We start from the raw sequence: 21,095 nt of genomic DNA, 5'->3' as shown, positions 1-21,095 counted from the left end.
ACACCTCCTCAATACAAGGATATTTCGGTGAAGTTCTTAAAAATTACATTAGCTCTTGCATTAGCTTGCATGGTTCTTGGGCTAGGTACGATTTTTGGTTTCTATTATTATCTAAAACCACAACTTCCGGATGTAGCAACCCTAAAAAATGTTGAGCTACAAACTCCAATGCAGGTCTATAGCCAAGATGGGAAACTGATGGCTCAGTTTGGTGAAAAAAGACGTGTACCGCTAAAATTAGATGAGATGCCACCGCAACTTATCGATGCCATTATCGCCACCGAAGACAGCCGTTTTTATCAGCACTACGGTTTTGACCCTATCGGTATTGCTCGAGCTGCTTTCGCTGTTGTGACTAGCGGTAGTGCCAGTCAAGGTGCGAGTACGATTACCCAGCAGCTCGCTCGAAATTTCTTCCTCTCCAATGAGAAGAAAATCATGCGTAAGGTCAAAGAGATCTTCATTGCCGTACACATTGAGCAATTATTGACTAAGCAGGAAATCCTCGAATTATACCTCAATAAGATCTACTTAGGTCACCGTGCTTATGGTGTTGGCGCAGCGGCACAGGTTTATTTTGGTAAAGATCTCAAAGACCTAAGCCTTGGTGAGATTGCCGTAATTGCAGGCCTACCAAAAGCGCCGTCAACAATGAACCCTATCTACAGCATCGATCGTGCAATGACTCGTCGCAATGTTGTTCTGCAACGTATGCTGTCTGAAAATAAGATCACTCAGCAGCAATTTGATGATGCCCGAGTAGAAAAGCTCGATGGTATCGCTCATGGTGCAGAGATCGAAGTAAGCGCACCTTATGTAGCTGAAATTGCTCGCGCTTGGATGGTGAATAAATTTGGTGAAGAAAAAGCCTATACTTCAGGTATGCGTATATACACTACTGTACGTTCAGACCTACAAACTGCGGCTAATATCGCCTCTATTAGTAACCTGATTAACTACGATGAGCGTCACGGTTATCGAGGTGAAGAGAAAATCGCATGGAAACCTTCTGCTCAAGCTATGGATGAGCAAGAGTTAAAAGCATATATGCGCAAGCAACCAAGCTACGGTGTCATGCACCCAGCAGTTGTCACCAAGATAGATAAAAAATCAGCTGAGGTTTACATTAAAGGCTACGGCTATCAAACCATCGAGTGGGATGGAATGAGCTGGGCTCGTCGCTTTAAAACTGATGAGCGTCAAGGACGAGCACCTAAATCAGCAGCTGAGATCTTAGAGGTTGGGCAACAAATTTGGGCTCGCCCTACAGACCTTGCAACAGCGATGACCCCTAAGGTTTATAGCAAGCAGAAAACTGAAGCAACTGATACTGATACTGATAGCGAACAAATTAACCCTGAACAAGCACCAAGCCCTATAGTTTGGCGTTTAGGGCAAATCCCAAGTGCTAATACGGCGTTTGTATCTATCGAACCAACTACTGGAGCTATCACATCTCTAGTTGGTGGTTTCAACTTCGTACATAATAAATTTAACCGTGCGACTCAATCTTTACGTCAGGTTGGCTCAAGCATTAAACCATTCATCTACTCTGCAGCACTTGATGACGGTATGACTCTTGCTTCTTTAGTCAATGATGCACCAATTAACCAATGGGATGCAGAAGGCGGCACTGCGTGGCGTCCGAAGAACTCTCCACCGGTTTATGCTGGCCCTACCCGTCTTCGTATTGGCCTTGCCCAATCAAAGAATGTGATGGCTGTGCGTGTGTTACGTGCCGTTGGCCTAGATAAGGCGCGAGACTATCTAACTCGATTCGGGTTCGATAAGAAAAATACCCCTCGCTCTGAAACAATCGCACTCGGCGCCGGAAGTTTAACCCCAGTACAGATGGCTCAGGGATATTCTACCTTTGCTAATGGCGGGCATTATATTGAACCTTATTATATCGATAGAGTACAAGCACCTAACGGTGACGTTCGCTTCAAGGCAAACCCAACCGTAATCTGTAAGCATAACTGCAGTAGCAGATTAACCACAGATGTAACCGATGAAGCGCATCAAGCTGCCATTGAGTTAACCGAAGTAACCGATGACCACGGTGTTGCCTCTTCGCAAACCGAACCTAAAGTGCGCTATGCACCGCGAGTGATTACTCCACAAACCGCGTTTTTAGTACGCGAATTGATGTACAGCAATGTATGGGGGGGTGGTAACTGGTCTAAGGGTACAGGCTGGAACGGTACTGGCTTTAGAGCACAAAAACTGCATCGCCGTGATATAGGTGGTAAAACCGGAACGACCAACTCATCTAAAGATACTTGGTACAGTGGTTTTGGTCCGCACACAGTTGCTATCTCGTGGGTAGGTTTCGATAATCCGAGTCGCAAGCTAGGCAGAACCGAACACAACGCTAATCTAGGCAAAAGCCAAGTCAGTGGCGGTGAAGCAGGCGCAAAAACAGCTCAACCAGCTTGGATTGATTTCATGCGTATAGCCCTTGCAGATGAACCGATACAACGTAAGCAGGTACCATCAAATATAGTTCAAGCACGTATTGACCGAAGCTCTGGTTTGTTAACCTATAAAGCTGACGAAACATCACGCTTTGAGTATTTCTTACGCGGCACAGCACCAACTGAATATGTGCCAGACTCTTCCAACGAAAATCTACTCGGAGGGGATTTGTTCTCAGATGAACAAAACTCTGATGATAAAGATGACGATGGTGGTGATGAACTACTGTTCTAAAACATAAAACCCCAAGGCTAGCCTTGGGGTTTTTTATTATATGTTCTGTAGTTGTTTCGCAACATAATCAGCAAGCTGTTCAAAACGCGCTTTAAATGGTGAGCCAGGACGATAGGCAAGCACTAGCTTACGACTAGGTACTGGATTTCGTGCGGCTATATAGGTTACACCATCTTTGGATTTCTGGGTGCGTGGTACCGCTAGTTGCGGCAACAAGGTAATACCACTGCCAGCCGCTACCATATTTCGTAAGGTCTCTAAGCTGGTCGCTTTAAATCGCTTATCATCTTGCGCTCCTGCGGCAAAACAATACCCTAGAGCTTGGTCTCGAAGGCAGTGTCCATCACCAAGAGACAGCACCGTACTACCATTAAGCAGCTGCATATCAAGTTCCCCTAATGAACCCCAGCTGTGATTATCAGGTACGGCAACAACTAACGGTTCTTCATAGATTTCAATCTCTTTAAAGGGTTCCGTTTCTTTAACTGCGGCTAGAATAACGCAATCCAACTTTCCCTCCTCCAATTGTGCGACCAATTGATGAGTTTGAGCTTCATACAAAAACAGTTCTAATTCAGGAAAATCCTGTTTTATCTTAGGTATAATTAATGGCATTAGATAAGGGCCGACAGTGGGAATAAAGCCAATATGCAGGGGCCCCTCCATGCTATCTCCCTGCGCTCCTGCCATATCGGTAAATTGCTTTATTTCCGATAGTATCCGCTTAGCTTGTTCAACAAGTAGTAAGCCCGCATCCGTAAATAGTACTTTTCGACTGCTTCGTTCTAAAAGTGCCGTTCCTAGCTCATCTTCTAGTTTACGGATCTGACCGCTGAGGGTTGGCTGACTGACAAAACAGGCTTCTGCAGCCTTACGAAAATGTTTATGCTCAGACAAAGCCACCAAGTATTCAAAGTCTCGAATATTCACATAGCACCTTTTGATAAGTATTAACTATTGATAACATAGCATTAAACGATTATTCCTATCAGATTGATTGTTTAATAATGTGCGCAACAAAACGAAATAAAACGTTTAAAGGAATCTAATATGTTTGTATCTAAAGAAGGTCAGTCTGTACCTCAAGTAACCTTTCCTGTTCGAGTCGGTGACCAGTTTGTTCAAGTTACCTCCAACGATATTTTTGCTAATAAAACAGTCATCGTATTCAGTCTACCGGGTGCCTTTACTCCAACATGTTCATCTAGCCATTTACCACGCTTCAATGAGTTATTCTCTGTTTTTAAAGAGCACGGCGTCGATGAAATCGTATGTCTATCAGTAAATGATACCTTTGTTATGAATGCATGGAAGCAAGACCAGGAAGCTGAAAACATCCGCTTTTTGCCTGATGGCAATGGTGAATTTACGGATGGCATGGGGATGCTAGTAGATAAGAGTGAGCTTGGTTTTGGCAAGCGTTCATGGCGCTACAGCATGTTGGTTAAAAATGGCATCGTAGAGAAGATGTTTATCGAAGCCAACGAGCCTGGTGACCCGTTCAAGGTTTCGGATGCAGATACAATGCTCAACTACATTGCACCAGAACATAAAACTCAGGAATCAATCACTGTATTTACTAAGCCTGCTTGCCCGTTTTGCGCCAAAGCAAAGCAAGCTTTGATTGATCACGGATTGCAATATGAAGAAGTTGTACTGGGTAAGGATGCAACGTCAGTATCATTGCGTGCTGTAACTGGTCGCTCTACCGTGCCGCAAGTATTTATCGGCGGCAAGCATATCGGTGGCAGCGAAGAGCTTGAGGCTTACTTAGCGTAAGCGCAAATCAAGTCCCACTAAGATTAGTGGGCTTATATTTGTGGTACTAAAAAAACAAAACCCCTGAGCTATATTAAGCTCAGGGGTTTATTTAAATAAGGTGGCACTATTTAGGCAACATTGACCTTCATAATTACCTGCTCATTTAGGTCTATCTCCAGAGCAACCTCATCACATGCGTGTTGACGTGGACATTGCTCACAATCTTTGAGCACTTTCTCCGGTAGAAGTCGCTTAGAGGTTGGAATAAAGTCCTGCTTCATAAAGAACTCAGGGGTACGCGTTAGCACAAATACTTTTTGTATTGCCATTTTACGTGCTCTATCAACCAGATGCTGCACCACTGCACTGCCTTGACCTTGCCCTTGCCAACCGGCTTCAATACCCAAAGAGCGGATTTCAGCTAATCCTGAATCGTACACATATAAGGATGCACAACCAGTAACCTCGCCATGATGCTCTGCAACTGCGAAAGAACCAATATCACGAATTAGCTCACTGCGGCTGCGTGGCAGGTTATCACCCAACCCTGCCCAGTATGCGACCATTCCTTCAAGAGTATCGATATCAGTAAGGCGAGCAGAGCGAACTTTGACACCAGATGCGTCTCTTTGCTCTAAACGTTTCTGAGCTTGCTCAACGGCATACTTCACTTGCAAAGGACTTACGCCGCCCAAAGCTGAGCGTTTTTCAAGGCACGATTCGATGGTCAATATTTCATAAACATCATTATCAATCACATCCGAGAACTGCTTGAGCTCATTTAAGCTCAGCTCTTCAAGAGCACAGCCTTTCTCTATAGCAGCAACTACGGTTACCCCCACAATATGATGGGCTTCACGGAATGGGATACCTTTAGCTACCAAGTAGTCAGCAAGCTCAGTAGAGTTCGCATAACCTTGTTTTGCCGCTTCTAGGGTACGCTCACCATTGACTTGAATACCATCAAAGCATAACGCAGCCATTTCCATACAATCATTCCAAGTATCAAGAGCATCAAACAGCCCTTCCTTGTCTTCTTGCATATCTTTGTTGTATGCCAATGGTAACGCTTTTACGGTCATCATCATGCCAGCCAATGAGCCGTATACACGACCACATTTACCACGAATAAGCTCTAATGCATCTGGGTTTTTCTTCTGTGGCATAAGTGAAGAACCCGAAGTGACCGTATCTGCAAGCTCAATAAAGTTAGACTCACCTGAGTTATAAAAGATCATATCTTCAGCAAGGCGCGATAAATGAATCATCGACATTGATGAGATGGTCAATAGCTCCATCACATGGTCTCTATCAGATACTGAATCTAAGCTGTTACGGGTTGCACGTTGAAAGCCTAAAGAGTGCGCGAGTTTTTCACGATCCATAGGGTACGCAGTACCGGCTAAAGCACCAGAGCCCAGTGGACAGGTATCAAGGCGGTTAAGTGCATCACTAAGACGAGAATAATCACGCTCAAACATCTCAACATATGCAAGGCACCAATGTGCAAAAGTAACAGGTTGAGCTCTTTGAAGGTGGGTATAGCCAGGTAGAACCGTTTTTTGATGCTGCTGTGCAACTGTTACCAATTTATCTTGCAGCTTATCTAGTGCAATAAGTAATTGGTTTCCCTGCTGACGACACCACAGCTTAAGGTCTGTCGCTACCTGATCATTACGAGAACGACCAGTATGTAGCTTTTTACCAAGATCGCCTACTTTGCCAATCAGTTGCTGCTCAACCCATGAGTGAATATCTTCAGCATCTGATAGTAGGATCTGCTCAGGATCTTCCATAACCTCAAGCTTGAGTTCATTCAACGCTAGCTCGAGTTTCTGTTGTTCGGCTTCATCCAATACATTGACTGAAAGCAAGGCCTTAGACCAAGCAATAGAGCCAACAATGTCTTGCTCAGCCAATCGGTAATCGAATCGAAGTGAATCGTTGAACTGCTTAAACCGAGTGTCTGCTGCTTGGGTAAATCTACCGCCCCATAATGCCATTGTTGCTCTCCTGCTATGATCTTAATCTTTGATAATTTTAAACTATTTTTTCATTTCGTTTAATGCACGAATACGGCTGGATAGCGAATACAAACGAATAAATCCACCTGCATGGCTCTGGTCGTACACTTCATCTTCACCAAAGGTTGCAAACTCTTCTGAATAAAGGCTGTTGTTAGAACGCTTTTGAGTAACGGTTGCATTGCCTTTATACAGTTTAATAATAACTTCGCCGTTAACATCTTGAGCTAGCTCTTCAGACGCTGCCAGAATAGAACGACATAGTGGTGTAAACCAACGGCCATCATAAACTAGATGTGAGGCTTTTACCGCTAACTCTTCACGAAATTCAAACGCCGTCTTATCCAGAACTAACTGCTCAACAGCACGTAGCGCTTCCATCATGATGGTGCCACCCGGAGTTTCATAACAACCACGAGACTTCATACCAACTAAACGGTTTTCAACGATATCAATACGACCAATACCGTGCGCAGCACCTTTTTCATTCAAGTACACCAAGGTGTCATACGGAGTCATGGCTTTGCCATCTACATGGGTGATCTCACCCTTTTCAACCTTGATAGTAATGCTTTCAGACTGATCAGGTGCTTGCTCTGGATCTACTGTCCACGCCCAGCAATCTTCATTTGGTGCATTCCATGTTTCTTCTAGAACACCACCTTCAGTTGAGATATGCCATGCATTTGCATCACGAGAATAGATCTTGGTAAGAGATGCAGTACAAGGAATATTACGCTCTGCTAGGTAATCTAAGCACTCCTCACGGCTCACTAGATCCCATTCACGCCAAGGAGCAATAACATGCAAATCAGGGGCTAAGGCTGCAAATGCACCTTCAAAACGTACTTGGTCATTTCCTTTACCCGTACAACCGTGGCATAGCGCGTCCGCACCTACTTGACGTGCAACCTCAACCTGAGCCTTAGCGATAATAGGACGAGCCATAGAAGTACCTAGTAAGTATTTGCCCTCATAGGTCGCGCCAGTTTTAAGGGTTGGGTAGATATAATCTGCAACCATCTCTTCTTTTAGGTCAACAACATAGCACTCAGATGCGCCTGAAGCCTTTGCTTTTTCTTCGATACCATCAAGCTCTTCTGCACCTTGACCTACATCGGCTACGAATGCGACAACTTCGCACTTATAGTTTTCTTTCAGCCACGGGATGATCACTGATGTATCTAGGCCACCAGAATACGCTACTACTACTTTGTTTACTTTAGTCATTGAAATTCTCCACTCGCCAAAAGAGCATCTGCTCATTTGCGTAAATTTATTTAGTTACTGTTATTGAGGCAAAAATTGTGTGCCAACGTTTTGCCCTGCAAAAAGTTGAGCTAGTTTTTCTGGGTAACGCCATGAGGCAACTTGAATAGGTCTTCCTAAGTCCTTGGCCGCTTGCAAAGCCGCATTAACCTTAACGATCATTCCATCGGTAATAACCTGTCCCTTGATCAATTCATCAGCTTGCTGTGAATTAAGGCTTTCTAATAAGTGGCCTTTTCCGTCAAGGACTCCACTCACATCGGAAAGAAGAACCAGCTCTGCATCCAGTGCTGAAGCAACTGCTACCGCTGCTTGGTCAGCGTTCACATTCATCATTTCGCCACTATTGGTAAGACCAATAGAGCTGATAATAGGTAAGCACTGCGTTGCAAGGATTGCTTGTAACAGTTCAGGATTACCCGCGCTTGCTTTGCCTACGTTACCTAATTCAGGGTCCAACTGCTCAACCTTACACAAGCCACCATCGGCTAATGCCAAACCAACAGTGCTCAGTCCTGATTTAATCGCCTCACCTTGCAGCATCTTGTTTGCTGTACCCGCTAGGGCTCCAGTTACATATGGAATATGCTCTGCTGGGGTAACTCGTAGACCAGCTTTTTTAGTTGATGTTAGCTCTAATTTACCAAGCAGTTCATCCACCAAATATCCACCACCATGCACTACCACAATGGATCGTCGCGATTGCTGCTGTACTTTCTGTAATGCACCAAACAGCTTACCAAGCGTTTCATTACACTCTAACGCTGCGCCACCTAACTTAACCACCAATGGTAATGTACTCATGATTTTTTCCTTACTATCACTTCTTATAGAAGCGACGTGGTTTCACCAAATTGATTACGAATATTCAAGCATTGCATCGCTTGTGCCGATGCACCTTTTAAAAGATTGTCTATCGCTGATACTACGATGAGGTGTTTGCCTTTTACGCTCCAGCCAATGTCGCAAAATGGCGTAAATTCAACATCTTTAATTTTTGGCATCACCTGCTGCTTTAAGCGAACTAAGGTTTGATCTGCATAAGCGTTTACAAACGCCTGCTCTACTTGCTCGCTGTCTACACCCTCAGCTAATTTCACAGTAATAGTGGCTAAGATGCCACGCTTAAAGTTGCCTAAATGCGGCGTAAAAATAACCTGCTGGTCTAAATGAGCGCTAATCTCAGGTTGATGACGGTGTGTAAATACACCATATGGCTGAAGGCTTACTTCACAAAAGCTATTAGTCGTAGATGCCTTAATTCCTGCTCCAGATACACCACTTACAGCGTTAATTACTGGCCATTGTGTTGCATCTAAAAGCTTTCCTTCAATTAACGGTTTAAGTGCTAATTGTGAGGCTGTTGGGTAGCAACCCGCCACTGCAACCAAATCCGTATGTTTAATTTCTTCACGATTCCACTCAGCAAGACCGTATACAGCCTGCTCAAGTAGCTGTGGATGTTGATGCTCAAATCCATAGTAGTCTGGGTAAAAACTATTGGAATGCACTCGATACGCACCAGACAAATCAAATACCTGACACTGCTTATCCAAAAATACAGGTGCAAGGTCATGGCTAACTTGATGCGCGGTTGCTAAAAACACGATATCTACATTTTCAGCGACATTCTCAGGAGATGTCAGCGGCAACAATGGTAAATCGACAATACCAGCCAGTTTCCCGTGCAGCGTTGAGATAGGTTTATTCGCATCTAAGCTGTTGGCGGATACGTATAAACCTGCTAGCTTGAGTTTAGGGTGTTTGGTTACCATCAAAGCCAATTCAGCTCCAGTGTAGCCACTGGCTCCGATAATCGCGACGGTCAATTGGTTGTCAATACTCATGCTTCACCCTAAATTGATTACTAATGTATTTAAAATGCTCTAAAATGCTTTTTTATTCACTTTATGTGATTTAGTATGTTTTTACCCTCTCAGTATTAATCTGTCAATAGTGGATGCAAATATAAATATGCGATTACCTGATTTTATAGACGTTTACCAAGGCCTAATTAGCACCTCTTCTATCAGCTCAACCGATGAAAAATGGGATCAAGGCAACGCTAAAGTCATCGAAAAGCTAGCCATCTGGTTTGAAAGTTTGGGATTTGCTGTTTCAACTGAAGAAGTCGAACCCGGTAAATACAACCTAATGGCACAACTTGGTCAAGGAAGCGGCGGTCTATTGTTAGCAGGCCATACAGATACGGTGCCATTTGATGAGGGCCGCTGGAACTATGACCCACATAAACTGACTCTCGACAACAATCGCTACTATGGTCTAGGGACTGCTGACATGAAGGGGTTCTTTGCCTTTATTCTCGACGCAGTAAAGAAAATGCATAGTAAGGGGACAGATTGGGGTAAGCAGAGCAAACCCTTATATATCCTAGCAACCTGCGATGAAGAAACGACAATGCTAGGGGCTAGACACTTTACTAAGGACGCCCCTTTCAAGCCTGATTATTGCATCATTGGTGAGCCTACTAGCTTAGTTCCAGTTCGGGGACATAAAGGTCATATGGCCAATTCCATTCGCATTACAGGGAAATCGGGACACTCTTCAGACCCGGCACTAGGCATCAATGCTATCGAGATCATGCATCAAGTCATGTACGCACTAATGCAACTCAAGGAAAAGCTGATCAAAGACCACCATCACCCAGGCTTTGCGATTCCTAACCCGACCTTGAACCTTGGTCATATCCATGGCGGAGATAGTGCCAATCGAATCTGTGGCTGTTGCGAGCTTCACTATGATCTAAGGCCGCTACCAGGGTTGAGCTTAGAGAGCCTAGACCAGCTCCTGCAAGAAGTGCTAGAACCAATAGAACAACAGTGGCCGAGCAGAATTACAATTACACCATTGCATGACGCAATTCCAGGCTACGAATGCGACCACAAACATGAGTTTGTCCATACCATGCAAGAGATCTGTCACACTGAATCACAAACCGTAAACTACTGTACTGAAGCACCATTTCTACAACAACTATGTCCTACGTTGGTTCTAGGTCCAGGCTCAATAGAACAGGCTCACCAACCCGATGAGTATCTAAGCTTAGATTTTATCGAACCGACTTTAGATATCCTTCAGCGATCGATTCATCACTACTGCTTTGAACAACAAAACTGAATAAAACTTTCAAATAAGTCACGATGATGAACATGATTAATATCAAGTTATTTGTTGGTTTTTTACTCTTTGATGTACAAAGTTTGACTCCGTCCCCATTTCTTCGATAGATTGAAGTCTATATCAAGGAAATAGATGTAATTTTGTTACGAGGCACACTGCAATGAACTCTAAGTATTCGGCCCTTACTAGCAACGTAAAAATGCTAGGGAACCTACTCGGTAACACCATAAAAGACGCCCATGGAGAGGAGATACTCAACAAAGTTGAGACAATTCGTCAACTGTCCAAAGCTGCTCGCAATGGCAGTCAAGAAGATCGTCAAGCGTTAATCACCGAAATAGAAACACTTCCGGACGAGCAATTTATTCCGGTCGCTCGCGCATTCAGTCAATTTCTAAATTTGACCAATATCGCAGATCAGTATCACACCATTTCTCGCCATTGTGATGAGGACGTTTGTGAAGCAAACTCTATCCAAAGCTTGTTCGACAAACTGTCACAAAAAAGCATTACTAAAGAGCAAACCTCTGAAGCCATTAAAAACCTCAATATTGAGCTGGTTTTAACGGCGCACCCAACTGAGATCACACGTCGCACTATGATCAATAAGTTGGTTAAGATTAATGATTGCCTATCTAAGCTTGACCTGAGCGACATCACTAATAGTGAGCGAGTAAAAACCGAACGACGCCTTGAACAACTTATCGCTCAAAGCTGGCACTCTGACGTTATCCGTAAACAACGCCCAACGCCATTAGATGAAGCGAAGTGGGGATTTGCAGTTGTTGAGAACTCACTATGGGAAGCGGTACCTGACTTCTTACGCGACCTTGATGGCAAAATTTCATCTTATTTAGATGAGAAATTACCTATTGATGCGCGACCTGTTCACTTCACATCTTGGGTCGGTGGAGACCGCGATGGTAACCCATTCGTAACTCATCACATCACCCAAAAAGTATTATGGCTTTCGAGAGCAAAAGCCGCTGAGCTTTACCATATAGATATTGAAGATCTAATCTCTGAACTCTCTATGACACGAAGCAACGACACGGTACGTGATCTAGCAAAAGACAACCACGAACCTTATCGTGCAATCCTAAAAGAGCTTCGTACGCTGCTAAGAAATACCACTAAGGTTATTGACGCGAAAACTCAGGGCACAGAGGTTCCAAACCTCCCTATCCTTGAATCAGCTGAGCAACTTTGGGCTCCTTTACATGCCATCTACACCTCTCTACACGAGTGTGGTATGGGTGTTATTGCTGATGGTTCATTACTAGATACCTTGCGTCGTATTCAATGCTTCGGTGTGCACCTTGTTCGCTTAGACATCCGTCAAGAAAGTACTCGTCATTCAGACGTACTTTCTGAGGTTACTCGCTATCTTGGCTTAGGTGACTATGACCAATGGACTGAGCAAGATAAAGTTGCCTTCTTAGTAAAAGAACTCAGCTCAAACCGCCCTCTTATCCCACAATACTGGGAACCATCCGAAGAGGTAAAAGAGGTTCTAGAAACCTGTAAAACTATTGCTCAACACCCTAAAGAAGCATTCGGGTCCTACGTTATCTCTATGGCTCGCACTGCATCTGACGTACTTGCAGTTCACTTGCTACTGCGTGAATCTGGCTGTCCATTCCGCCTTGGTGTATGCCCATTATTTGAAACCCTTGATGACCTTAATCGTTCTGAAGAAGTCATGCAGCAGTTATACGATATTGATTGGTATCGTGGATTCATCCAAGGCGAACAGATGGTGATGATTGGCTATTCTGATTCAGCGAAAGATGCGGGTGTAATGGCTGCGGGTTGGGCGCAATATGACGCAATGGATAAGCTAGTCAAGGTTTCTGAAAAAGAAAATATAGACCTTACCTTATTCCATGGTCGTGGCGGTACTATCGGTCGTGGTGGTGCTCCAGCGCATGCCGCACTTCTATCTCAGCCACCGAAGAGCTTAAAAGGCGGGCTTCGTGTAACCGAACAAGGCGAAATGATCCGCTTTAAACTGGGGCTGCCTCAAGTGGCAGTGAACAGTCTAAACCTTTATTCAAGTGCTATCTTAGAAGCAAACTTACTGCCGCCTCCTGAGCCTAAAAAAGAATGGCGCGATCTAATGGAAGTACTATCACAGGTTTCTTGTGATGCTTACCGCAATGTTGTAAGCGGCGAACCTGATTTTGTTCCTTACTTCCGCGCAGCCACTCCTGAGTTGGAGTTAGGTAAATTACCATTGGGCTCACGTCCTTCAAAGCGTAACCCAAATGGTGGTGTAGAGAGTCTACGAGCGATTCCATGGATCTTCTCTTGGAGCCAAAACCGTCTGGTTCTTCCTGCTTGGCTTGGTGCTGGGGAAGCGATTCAATACTCTATCGATAAAGGCCATCAGCAGTTATTAGAAGATATGTGCCGTGAATGGCCGTTCTTCTCTACCCGCCTAGGGATGCTAGAGATGGTGTTCTACAAATGCAGCACCGAGATATCTAAACTCTACGATCAGAAGCTTACAGACCCAAGCTTATGGCGCCTTGGCGAGAATCTTCGTCAACAAATGTATAAAGATATTGAAGCTGTATTAAAGGTAGAGAACAACGAAAACCTAATGCAAAGCGACCCATGGGGGCTAGAATCTATTCGTCTACGCAATACCTATGTTGAACCGCTTAATATGCTACAGGTTGAACTACTGAAGCGTACTCGTCAGACTGAAGAAGATAACCCTGAGTTAGAAGAAGCAATGATGATGACTATCGCAGGTATCGCAGCAGGCATGCGCAATACCGGCTAAGTATCTGTTACAGATAAGAATAAACAGAACCCTCAGCTAACGCTGAGGGTTTTTTATTGCACAAAACATTGCTGTTACATTCAGCAGGCATATGAAACAGACTTACTGAAACCCATTTTTGTAATACTTATTTTGCGATAATCTAATTGCACATAAACAAGGGTACACTCTCCTTAAGCTTTGCAACTCGTTGTGCAACAAGCTTACCCATAATAAAACTATATTCTTCTCAGGTGAGAAAGGCTTAAAAGGTAATACATGCATCCAAGTAAACCTTGGGTGACTACGCACTTTTCTTACATATCCTCACACTACCGAGGCTGATTGGTGTGTTGTTTTTTAATTGCAGTAATTTGGACGAAAAACATGTCATTACCATACGTTATTTTAACCGTACTAAGCACACGCGATGCGACTGGGTACGACATCACTAAAGAATTTTCCTATAGCATTGGCTATTTCTGGAAAGCGAGTCATCAACAGGTTTACCGCGAGTTAAACAAACTAGCAGCCAATGAAATGGTTACCTGTGAACTACAACCTCAATCAGGTAAACCGGATAAGAAAATCTATTCGATTACTGATAAAGGTCGTGAGTCTCTAGCTGGTTGGTTTGATCAACCTATCGCGCACCCTGCGGTACGTGATGAATTTGCAGCTAAGCTATACGCATGTGAAGTGCAGCCTTCTGAAGGCTTCTCTGACCAACTGCAACTGGCTTTAAGTGACTCTCGCAAGTTAGTTCAATTCTACCAAGATATTGAAAGCTCACACTATTCTGATGTCCGTCTACTCAATCAAAGAGAAAAGATTGAACGCCTAGCACTACGTCGTAATCTTCTTACGCGTCAAGCTTGGAATGAGTGGGCTCAAGAAGTACTAAGCGAAATTGCTTAATACTTTAAGTCATTCATAAAAAAAGGACCTATACGGTCCTTTTTTTTATTCAAATTCAGGGTTAAAGCTTCGGTCTTACGCCTAAGGTATGACACAGAGCGTAGGTCATTTCTGCACGATTCAATGTATAAAAGTGGAAGTCTTTTACCCCTTCACGACTCAAGGTTCGTACCATATCAATAGCCTGACTTGCCCCAACCAATTGGCGAGTAGTGGGGTCATCATCTAGCCCTTCAAACTGCTGCTGCATCCAACCTGGAACTCTAACTTGGTTCATTGCGGCAAAGCGAGATGCCTGCTTAAAGTTAGATACTGGCAAAATGCCTGGTACTATTTCAACATCAATACCAGCAGCAACACAGCGATCGCGGAATCTCAAGTAGCTCTCTACATCAAAGAAGAACTGCGTAATAGCTCGGTTAGCACCAGCATCTACCTTGCGTTTTAGGTTTAACAAATCAGATTGCGCACTCTTCGCTTCAGGGTGTACCTCAGGAAATGCCGCAACTGAAATATCAAAATCATGGCGTGATTTTAGCAACTCTACCAAATCAGAAGCGTACATATCAGGCTTGCCTCCACCAGCGGGAATATCACCACGTAGTGCAACGATACTTTCAATTCCGTTGGCCCAGTAGTCATCAGCGATGACTTCTAACTCTTGTCGACTCGCATCGATACAAGTCAGATGCGGAGCTGCAATTAGGCCCGTTTGGCTCTTAATTTCTTTAATAATAGAGTGGGTGCGGTCACGCTCTCCAGAATTAGCTCCGTAGGTTACAGAGACAAATTTTGGTTGTAGGGTTTTGAGGCGATGAACAGAATTCCAAAGGGTATCTTCCATTTTCTCGCTACTTGGGGGGAAAAATTCAAATGAAACATTAATATTGTCAGATAGCTCAGCAATGCTTTGATTCAATGAATCAATATGACTGGCGTGTGTATATCCCATATTTATTCTCCCTTAAAGCCAAATTATCTCGGCTAAAAATACGTTTAGACGTCTATATGTCTAAATAATGTAAATTTATGCCGCTGTTGTCAATAATATATTGAACATAATTATGCTTTTACTAAATACAAAAACGCCACCAGATATGGTGGCGTTAAAATCAAAGCAACCCTGAGAGTCGATTCAGGTCTGATTGAAGTGCCCCTGCGGTAACCTCTCGCCCCGCTCCTGGGCCCCTGATCACCAATGGATTATCCTTGTACCATTTACTTTCTATAGCAAAGATATTATCGCATGGTAGTAGATTAGCTAATGCATGATGCTCATCAAGAGCCTCTACGCCTACTGTCGCGTTGCCATCTTTGGTTAGGCGAGCGATATAGCGAAGAACCTTACCTTGTGACTGAGCAGCTTCTAGGCGTTCCTGTAGGATCTCGTTAAGCAGGTGTGCCTGTGAGAAAAAGTCATCGACATGCAGCTTCAACAAGCTTTCTGGTACCAAAGACTCTACCTTGACATTTTCAGGCTCAATCTCTAATCCCGACTCCCTAGCTAGGATAACTAGTTTGCGCATAACATCCGTACCATCAAGATCTGATCGAGGATCTGGCTCGGTAAGCCCTTGTTGCCAAGCTAAGTCCACCAACTCGCTGAATGGAACCGCACCATCGTACTGCTGAAATAACCATGACAAAGTGCCTGAGAATATACCGGCTAAAGCCACAATCTCATCACCACTCTCTCGCAGGTCTCGCACAGTATGGTTTACCGGTAACCCCGCACCTACTGTTGCATTGTACAGCCAATGACGGCCGGTTTTGGCAAACAAGTCTTGCACCTGATAATAGAACTGACTATTGGCAGAGCCTGCTAGCTTATTTGCTGATATAACATGCAGTCCACGCTCTGCAAATTCAAGATAACGGTCAGAAACCTGCTGGCTAGCGGTAACATCAATAATGACGATTTCATCATACTGCGTTTGTCTGCTTACTTTTTCTAACCAATCCTCTTGATTGGTTAATGCTTCATCTTTGAAGCGAGCATTAACCACATTGGCATTGATACCCTGCTCATCAAACCAATAACAATTACTTGCCACAACGGCGATCAAGTCAAAACTCATGCTATGACGCTTCTCTAAGGAATCCTTCTGCTGTGCAAATAACTCAACCCAGTTGGAACCAATATTACCTTTACCACACAACACCAATCCGATTCGCTTTTGAGCCTGGAACAGTTGCGTATGTAGCGATTGCAAAAGCACTGGAGCATGCGCTTTACGCAAAATAGCAATAAGGCTGAGCTCGCTCTCTGTTTCAAACATGAATTCAACAGCGGTATTTTTAAGCTGCTGATAAAAACCAAAGCAATGATTGGCATTGTTAGTCACACCAGCACCGACTGCCGCCACCAGCGAGAATCCAGATTTCACCTCTAAACCCACCTCCAAAGAGGCACTTTCAATACACTCAACTGCACCGGGAAGCAGTTCGCCAGTATAAGCCAAGCGTACACAGCGAGCATCGGAATCGCATTCATAAGCCAATGGTGCAAGCTGTGCCTTATTTAGCACGTTAAGCACTTTCGGCTCCAATGCCTCAAAATCATGGGAATGAGAATCTGTCAGCTCAATTAGATGAACATCATCCAATGACGTTACGATTTTAGCACCTCGACCAGAGGCAAGAACGCGCTCAATACGGGTGGAGCCAGACTCAGGTTGATGACTACAACGTAGCTCAAGATCCATAGTACTTTGAGCAACAGGCTGCAATGTACGACTATGCAGTACCGGTGCGGCTAAACGAGCAAGCTCGCTGGCTTCATCTAAGCGTAAAAGTGGCAATAAACACGCATCACTTACAATGCGGGGATCAGCACTGTACACACCCGCTACATCGCTCCAGATGGTTACTTTTTCAACCTCGGCCAAAGCACCAATGATGGTCGCTGAATAGTCCGAACCATTGCGACCAAGAAGAACCGTTTCTCCTTGCTGGTTTTGAGCCATAAACCCGGTGATTACCTTACGGCAATGAGGGTGCTGTGCTAATGTCGCTTTAATCAGAGGCCACGAAAGATTGCGGTCTATTTCAGGTTGCGTCCCGATTTCAGCACGCAGAAAATCGCGTGAATCGAGAGCAATAGCCGGCATCTGCTCGTGATTTAGTAATGCAGACAACAAGCGAGATGACCATACCTCTCCATGCCCTAAAACTGCGGCCTTTTGCGGCTCAGATAACGGGGCATTAAGAGCGCCAATACCAGAAATCTCAGCATTTAGTGCCTGCTGTAAAGGCTGTGCCAAAGTTGGCGGAAGTAATTCACTAATAAGGGCATTCTGATAGGCTCGAAGCTCCAACAGTACCTCATGAGCGATGCGCCCATCTTTATCTAGCGCCGCTAACCATTTCAGTAAATTATTGGTAGTTGAACCCGCAGCAGAAACAACCGTAAGATCAGATGCTCCGGAGTGTGCTCTTAGGATATTAACAACCCGACGAAAACACTCTGCGTTTGCTAGGCTACTTCCACCAAATTTATGGAGTTGAATCTGGCTCATTGTTGCACCTCTAGCAATGAAAACGCTTGTTCTAAATCAGCAATCAAATCCCCTGCATCCTCAAGACCTACAGAAAGACGTAATAAAAAGTGAGAGATACCAGCTTCAGCCAGTGCTTCCTCTCCCATAGCGCGGTGGGTCATAGTCGCTGGATGACAAATCAAACTCTCTACACCACCTAACGATTCAGCTAATGAGAATAGGGTTAAGCCACTCACAAACACCTTCAGTTCATCCATGCTGCCATCAAACTCAAAGCTCAACATACTGCCAAACCCAGTCTGCTGACGCTTGGCGATATCATGCCCAGGGTGCTGCGGTAGACTCGGATGGTAGATAGTTTTCACTCGTGATTGTGCTTTTAGGTACTCAAGAATCTGCTGCGAACTTTCTTCGTGAGCACGCATACGCGGACCTAAAGTACGGATACCACGTAGTGTCATATAGCTATCAAAAGGCGTGCCGGTAGCACCGATGCAATTACCCCACCAGCTTAATTCATCAGCATGCTGCTCATCTTTGGTAATAACTACACCGCCAATAACATCAGAATGGCCATTAATAAATTTGGTGGTGGAGTGGATAACAAAATCAGCCCCAAGTTCTAAAGGCTTTTGGAATATTGGAGTTAGGAAGGTGTTATCGACTGCGACAAGTGCACCAATCGCTTTAGCTTGCTCACAAACCTTAGCAATATCAACCACCCTAACCAATGGATTAGAAGGAGTCTCTAATAAGATAAGCTTTGGCTTTTTAGCCAGAGCTTGAGAGAACGCAGTGTCATCAGATTGATCAACAAACTCAACCTTAAAATCACCCTTTAATGAGCGGGTATTAAATAAACGATAGGTCCCACCGTAACAATCGTGGGGAGCAACGATTAAATCATCTGGGCCTAAAAATGTTGAAACCCAAAGATTCAATGCCGAGGTTCCACAATTGGTAACAACCGCACCTTTCCCAGACTCCAATTCAAATAAAGCCGTTTCTAATAGGTTACGGTTAGGGTTACCTGAACGGGTATAGTCGTATGTCGGTACATCGCCAAATGACGGAAAACCATAATTGGTTGATAAATAAATCGGAGGAACAACGGCATGATGCTGTGTATCAGACTCGATACCAGTACGAACTGCGATTGTTGATGGTTTATGTTTACTGCTCATTTTAAGCCTTCCTTTGACAATGAGTGGCGAATCTGGATACCAATCACTTATATTCCTATAGATTACCTTTCCTATTATCGGACTTCAACACATCTAGACGTCTAAATGCCTTTACTTGTAGCAGTAAACATCGCTAAAATCATGTTATCAGTATCCCTTAATCGGTAAATATAGGTTTTCCATGGCAGATTGGAACGGCGAGTACATTAGCCCTTATGCAGAGCACGGCAAAAAAAGCACCCAAGTTAAAAAGATTACGGTATCTATTCCCCTTAAGGTACTAAAGATTTTGACCGATGAAAGAACGCGACGCCAAATTAATAACTTACGTCACGCAACCAATAGTGAGCTATTGTGCGAAGCTTTTTTACATGCTTATACCGGTCAACCGCTGCCTACCGATGAAGATTTAAGAAAGGATTGTCCCGATGAGATCCCAACTGAAGCCAAACAAATTATGACCGAGCTAGGTATTGAACTAGAAACATTTGATGAATAATATTTAAAGACACCCTCATACCCGAGGATGTCTTTAGCTCACTGATAACTCATTGCGATTGCATGTAATTATCGGGTAGTTCGATTCTTGCCACACCAGACTCTATCGCTGCGGTTGCAACAGCCGTTGCAATACGTGGTAGTAAGCGCGGGTCCATTGGTTTTGGAATGATGTAACCTGAACCAAACTCTAGAGAATCAACTCCTGCAGCCTGCAACACCGATTTCGGGACGGGCTCTTTTGCCAGTTGACGAATCGCCTCTACCGCAGCCAGTTTCATTTCAATATTTATTTCGCTGGCTCTAACATCTAACGCCCCGCGAAAAATAAACGGAAAACAGATCACATTGTTGACCTGATTGGGATAATCAGAGCGTCCAGTTCCCATAATCAAATCATCACGCACTTGATGTGCTATCTGTGGTTGGATTTCAGGGTCTGGATTAGAGCACGCAAAAACCACGGGTTTGTCTCCCATCAAAGCTAGTGCTTCAGCAGAGAGTAGATCAGGACCTGATACCCCTAGAAATAAGTCGGCACCTTCGATAACGTCTTCTAAGGTACGCTTGTCTGTATTACTGGCAAACAACTGCTTATATTCATTAAGGTCATCGCGGCGTGTATGGATAACCCCTTTGCGGTCGAGCATATAAATCTTCTCTCGCAACGCACCGCATTTTATCAACAGCTCCATACAGGCAACTGCCGCAGCACCAGCCCCTAAGCAAACAATGGTCGAATCGCAAAGCTGTTTTCCTTGCAGCTCAATCGCATTTAACATTCCTGCTGCCGTGACTATCGCAGTTCCATGCTGATCATCATGGAATACCGGAATATCACAGTTCTCAATCAAGCGACGCTCAATTTCAAAGCAGTCTGGTGCTTTAATATCTTCTAGATTGATACCACCAAAGGTATCAGCAATGGCTGTTACCGTATCAACAAACTCATCTATGGTGCGGTGCTTGACCTGTATATCAATAGAATCTAGCCCTGCAAATCGTTTAAATAATAGAGACTTACCTTCCATAACCGGCTTTGACGCCATTGGGCCTAAATTACCCAAACCTAAGATAGCGGTACCATTAGAGATAACGGCTACCATATTGCCTTTGGCTGTGTACCTATACACACTGTCGATATTTTGAGCTATTTCACGTACTGGCTCTGCAACTCCGGGGCTATAAGCGAGCGAGAGGTCCACAGCCGTTTCAGCTGCTGTGGTGAGCTCTACACCAATTTTACCGGGCTTAGGGAATTCATGATAATTGAGGGCTTGTTGGCGAAAATCATCCGCGGTAGGTTCATCTGGCATAG

15 protein-coding genes are annotated in these 21,095 nt (G+C 44.2%); 6 read left to right on the top strand and 9 right to left on the bottom strand.

What is annotated here, in order from left to right; all coding sequences use genetic code 11:
* Positions 1–27: 27 nt before the first annotated feature.
* Positions 28–2,712, top strand: a complete 2,685-nt coding sequence (locus tag OCU28_RS00795) for a penicillin-binding protein 1A (RefSeq protein ID WP_261816491.1) — start codon at positions 28–30, stop codon at positions 2,710–2,712.
* 36 nt (positions 2,713–2,748) lie between these two features.
* Here the strand turns inward: OCU28_RS00795 and oxyR are convergent, their stop codons facing one another.
* A complete protein-coding gene (gene oxyR / locus OCU28_RS00790; RefSeq protein ID WP_261816490.1) occupies positions 2,749–3,642 on the bottom strand; it encodes a DNA-binding transcriptional regulator OxyR in 894 nt (297 codons plus the stop codon).
* A 120-nt stretch (positions 3,643–3,762) separates the two neighbouring features.
* Here oxyR and OCU28_RS00785 point away from each other — a divergent pair, with 120 nt between their 5' ends.
* Positions 3,763–4,491 carry a glutathione peroxidase gene (locus OCU28_RS00785; RefSeq protein WP_261816489.1) on the top strand — a complete coding sequence of 243 codons (729 nt, stop codon included), beginning with the start codon at positions 3,763–3,765 and terminating at the stop codon, positions 4,489–4,491.
* A 110-nt stretch (positions 4,492–4,601) separates the two neighbouring features.
* Here OCU28_RS00785 and argH read toward each other — a convergent pair whose 3' ends face one another.
* Genes argH through argC form a run of 4 tightly spaced genes read right to left on the bottom strand, consistent with a single transcriptional unit; the run spans position 4,602 to position 9,613 of the window.
* Positions 4,602–6,476 (bottom strand): argininosuccinate lyase, encoded by a 1,875-nt coding sequence (gene argH / locus OCU28_RS00780; protein WP_261816488.1) that lies wholly within the window; start codon positions 6,474–6,476, stop codon positions 4,602–4,604.
* A gap of 42 nt (positions 6,477–6,518) precedes the next feature.
* On the bottom strand, positions 6,519–7,733 hold the full coding sequence (locus tag OCU28_RS00775) for an argininosuccinate synthase (RefSeq protein WP_261817401.1): 1,215 nt from the start codon (positions 7,731–7,733) through the stop codon (positions 6,519–6,521).
* Between the two features lie 54 nt (positions 7,734–7,787).
* Entirely contained in the window at positions 7,788–8,570 is a 783-nt protein-coding gene (gene argB / locus OCU28_RS00770) for an acetylglutamate kinase (protein WP_261816487.1), read from the bottom strand.
* Between the two features lie 23 nt (positions 8,571–8,593).
* Positions 8,594–9,613, bottom strand: a complete 1,020-nt coding sequence (gene argC, locus OCU28_RS00765) for an N-acetyl-gamma-glutamyl-phosphate reductase (RefSeq protein ID WP_261816486.1) — start codon at positions 9,611–9,613, stop codon at positions 8,594–8,596.
* Positions 9,614–9,740: 127 nt separating this feature from the next.
* On the opposite strand from argC, the gene argE reads away from it, so the two are divergent.
* The 3 genes from argE (at position 9,741) to OCU28_RS00750 (ending at position 14,595) form a co-directional block, all read left to right on the top strand.
* Positions 9,741–10,904 (top strand): acetylornithine deacetylase, encoded by a 1,164-nt coding sequence (gene argE, locus OCU28_RS00760; RefSeq protein ID WP_261816485.1) that lies wholly within the window; start codon positions 9,741–9,743, stop codon positions 10,902–10,904.
* A 163-nt stretch (positions 10,905–11,067) separates the two neighbouring features.
* Positions 11,068–13,698, top strand: a complete 2,631-nt coding sequence (gene ppc / locus OCU28_RS00755; protein WP_261816484.1) for a phosphoenolpyruvate carboxylase — start codon at positions 11,068–11,070, stop codon at positions 13,696–13,698.
* Between the two features lie 366 nt (positions 13,699–14,064).
* The gene (locus tag OCU28_RS00750) at positions 14,065–14,595 is read left to right on the top strand and encodes a PadR family transcriptional regulator (RefSeq protein WP_261816483.1); all 531 of its coding nucleotides are present in this window, start codon (positions 14,065–14,067) and stop codon (positions 14,593–14,595) included.
* A gap of 61 nt (positions 14,596–14,656) precedes the next feature.
* Here the strand turns inward: OCU28_RS00750 and metF are convergent, their stop codons facing one another.
* The 3 genes from metF to OCU28_RS00735 all read right to left on the bottom strand — a co-directional run bounded on the left by metF (position 14,657) and on the right by OCU28_RS00735 (position 19,279).
* Positions 14,657–15,547, bottom strand: a complete 891-nt coding sequence (gene metF / locus OCU28_RS00745; protein ID WP_261816482.1) for a methylenetetrahydrofolate reductase — start codon at positions 15,545–15,547, stop codon at positions 14,657–14,659.
* Positions 15,548–15,707: 160 nt separating this feature from the next.
* Complete coding sequence (locus OCU28_RS00740; protein WP_261816481.1) at positions 15,708–18,113, bottom strand: bifunctional aspartate kinase/homoserine dehydrogenase II; 2,406 nt, start codon at positions 18,111–18,113, stop codon at positions 15,708–15,710.
* The gene (locus OCU28_RS00735; RefSeq protein ID WP_261816480.1) at positions 18,110–19,279 is read right to left on the bottom strand and encodes an O-succinylhomoserine (thiol)-lyase; all 1,170 of its coding nucleotides are present in this window, start codon (positions 19,277–19,279) and stop codon (positions 18,110–18,112) included. Before OCU28_RS00735 ends, OCU28_RS00740 begins: the two co-directional genes overlap by 4 nt.
* 181 nt (positions 19,280–19,460) lie before the next feature.
* On the opposite strand from OCU28_RS00735, the gene metJ reads away from it, so the two are divergent.
* On the top strand, positions 19,461–19,778 hold the full coding sequence (gene metJ, locus OCU28_RS00730) for a met regulon transcriptional regulator MetJ (protein ID WP_261816479.1): 318 nt from the start codon (positions 19,461–19,463) through the stop codon (positions 19,776–19,778).
* A gap of 49 nt (positions 19,779–19,827) precedes the next feature.
* Here the strand turns inward: metJ and OCU28_RS00725 are convergent, their stop codons facing one another.
* Positions 19,828–21,093, bottom strand: a complete 1,266-nt coding sequence (locus OCU28_RS00725; RefSeq protein ID WP_261816478.1) for a malic enzyme-like NAD(P)-binding protein — start codon at positions 21,091–21,093, stop codon at positions 19,828–19,830.
* Between the last annotated feature and the right edge of the window lie 2 nt (positions 21,094–21,095).

This window comes from Vibrio gallicus (genome assembly GCF_024346875.1).
Classification (GTDB): domain Bacteria; phylum Pseudomonadota; class Gammaproteobacteria; order Enterobacterales; family Vibrionaceae; genus Vibrio; species Vibrio gallicus.
The sequence above is the reverse complement of the archived record's forward strand: the minus strand, read 5'-3'. Positions and strand labels throughout refer to the sequence as shown.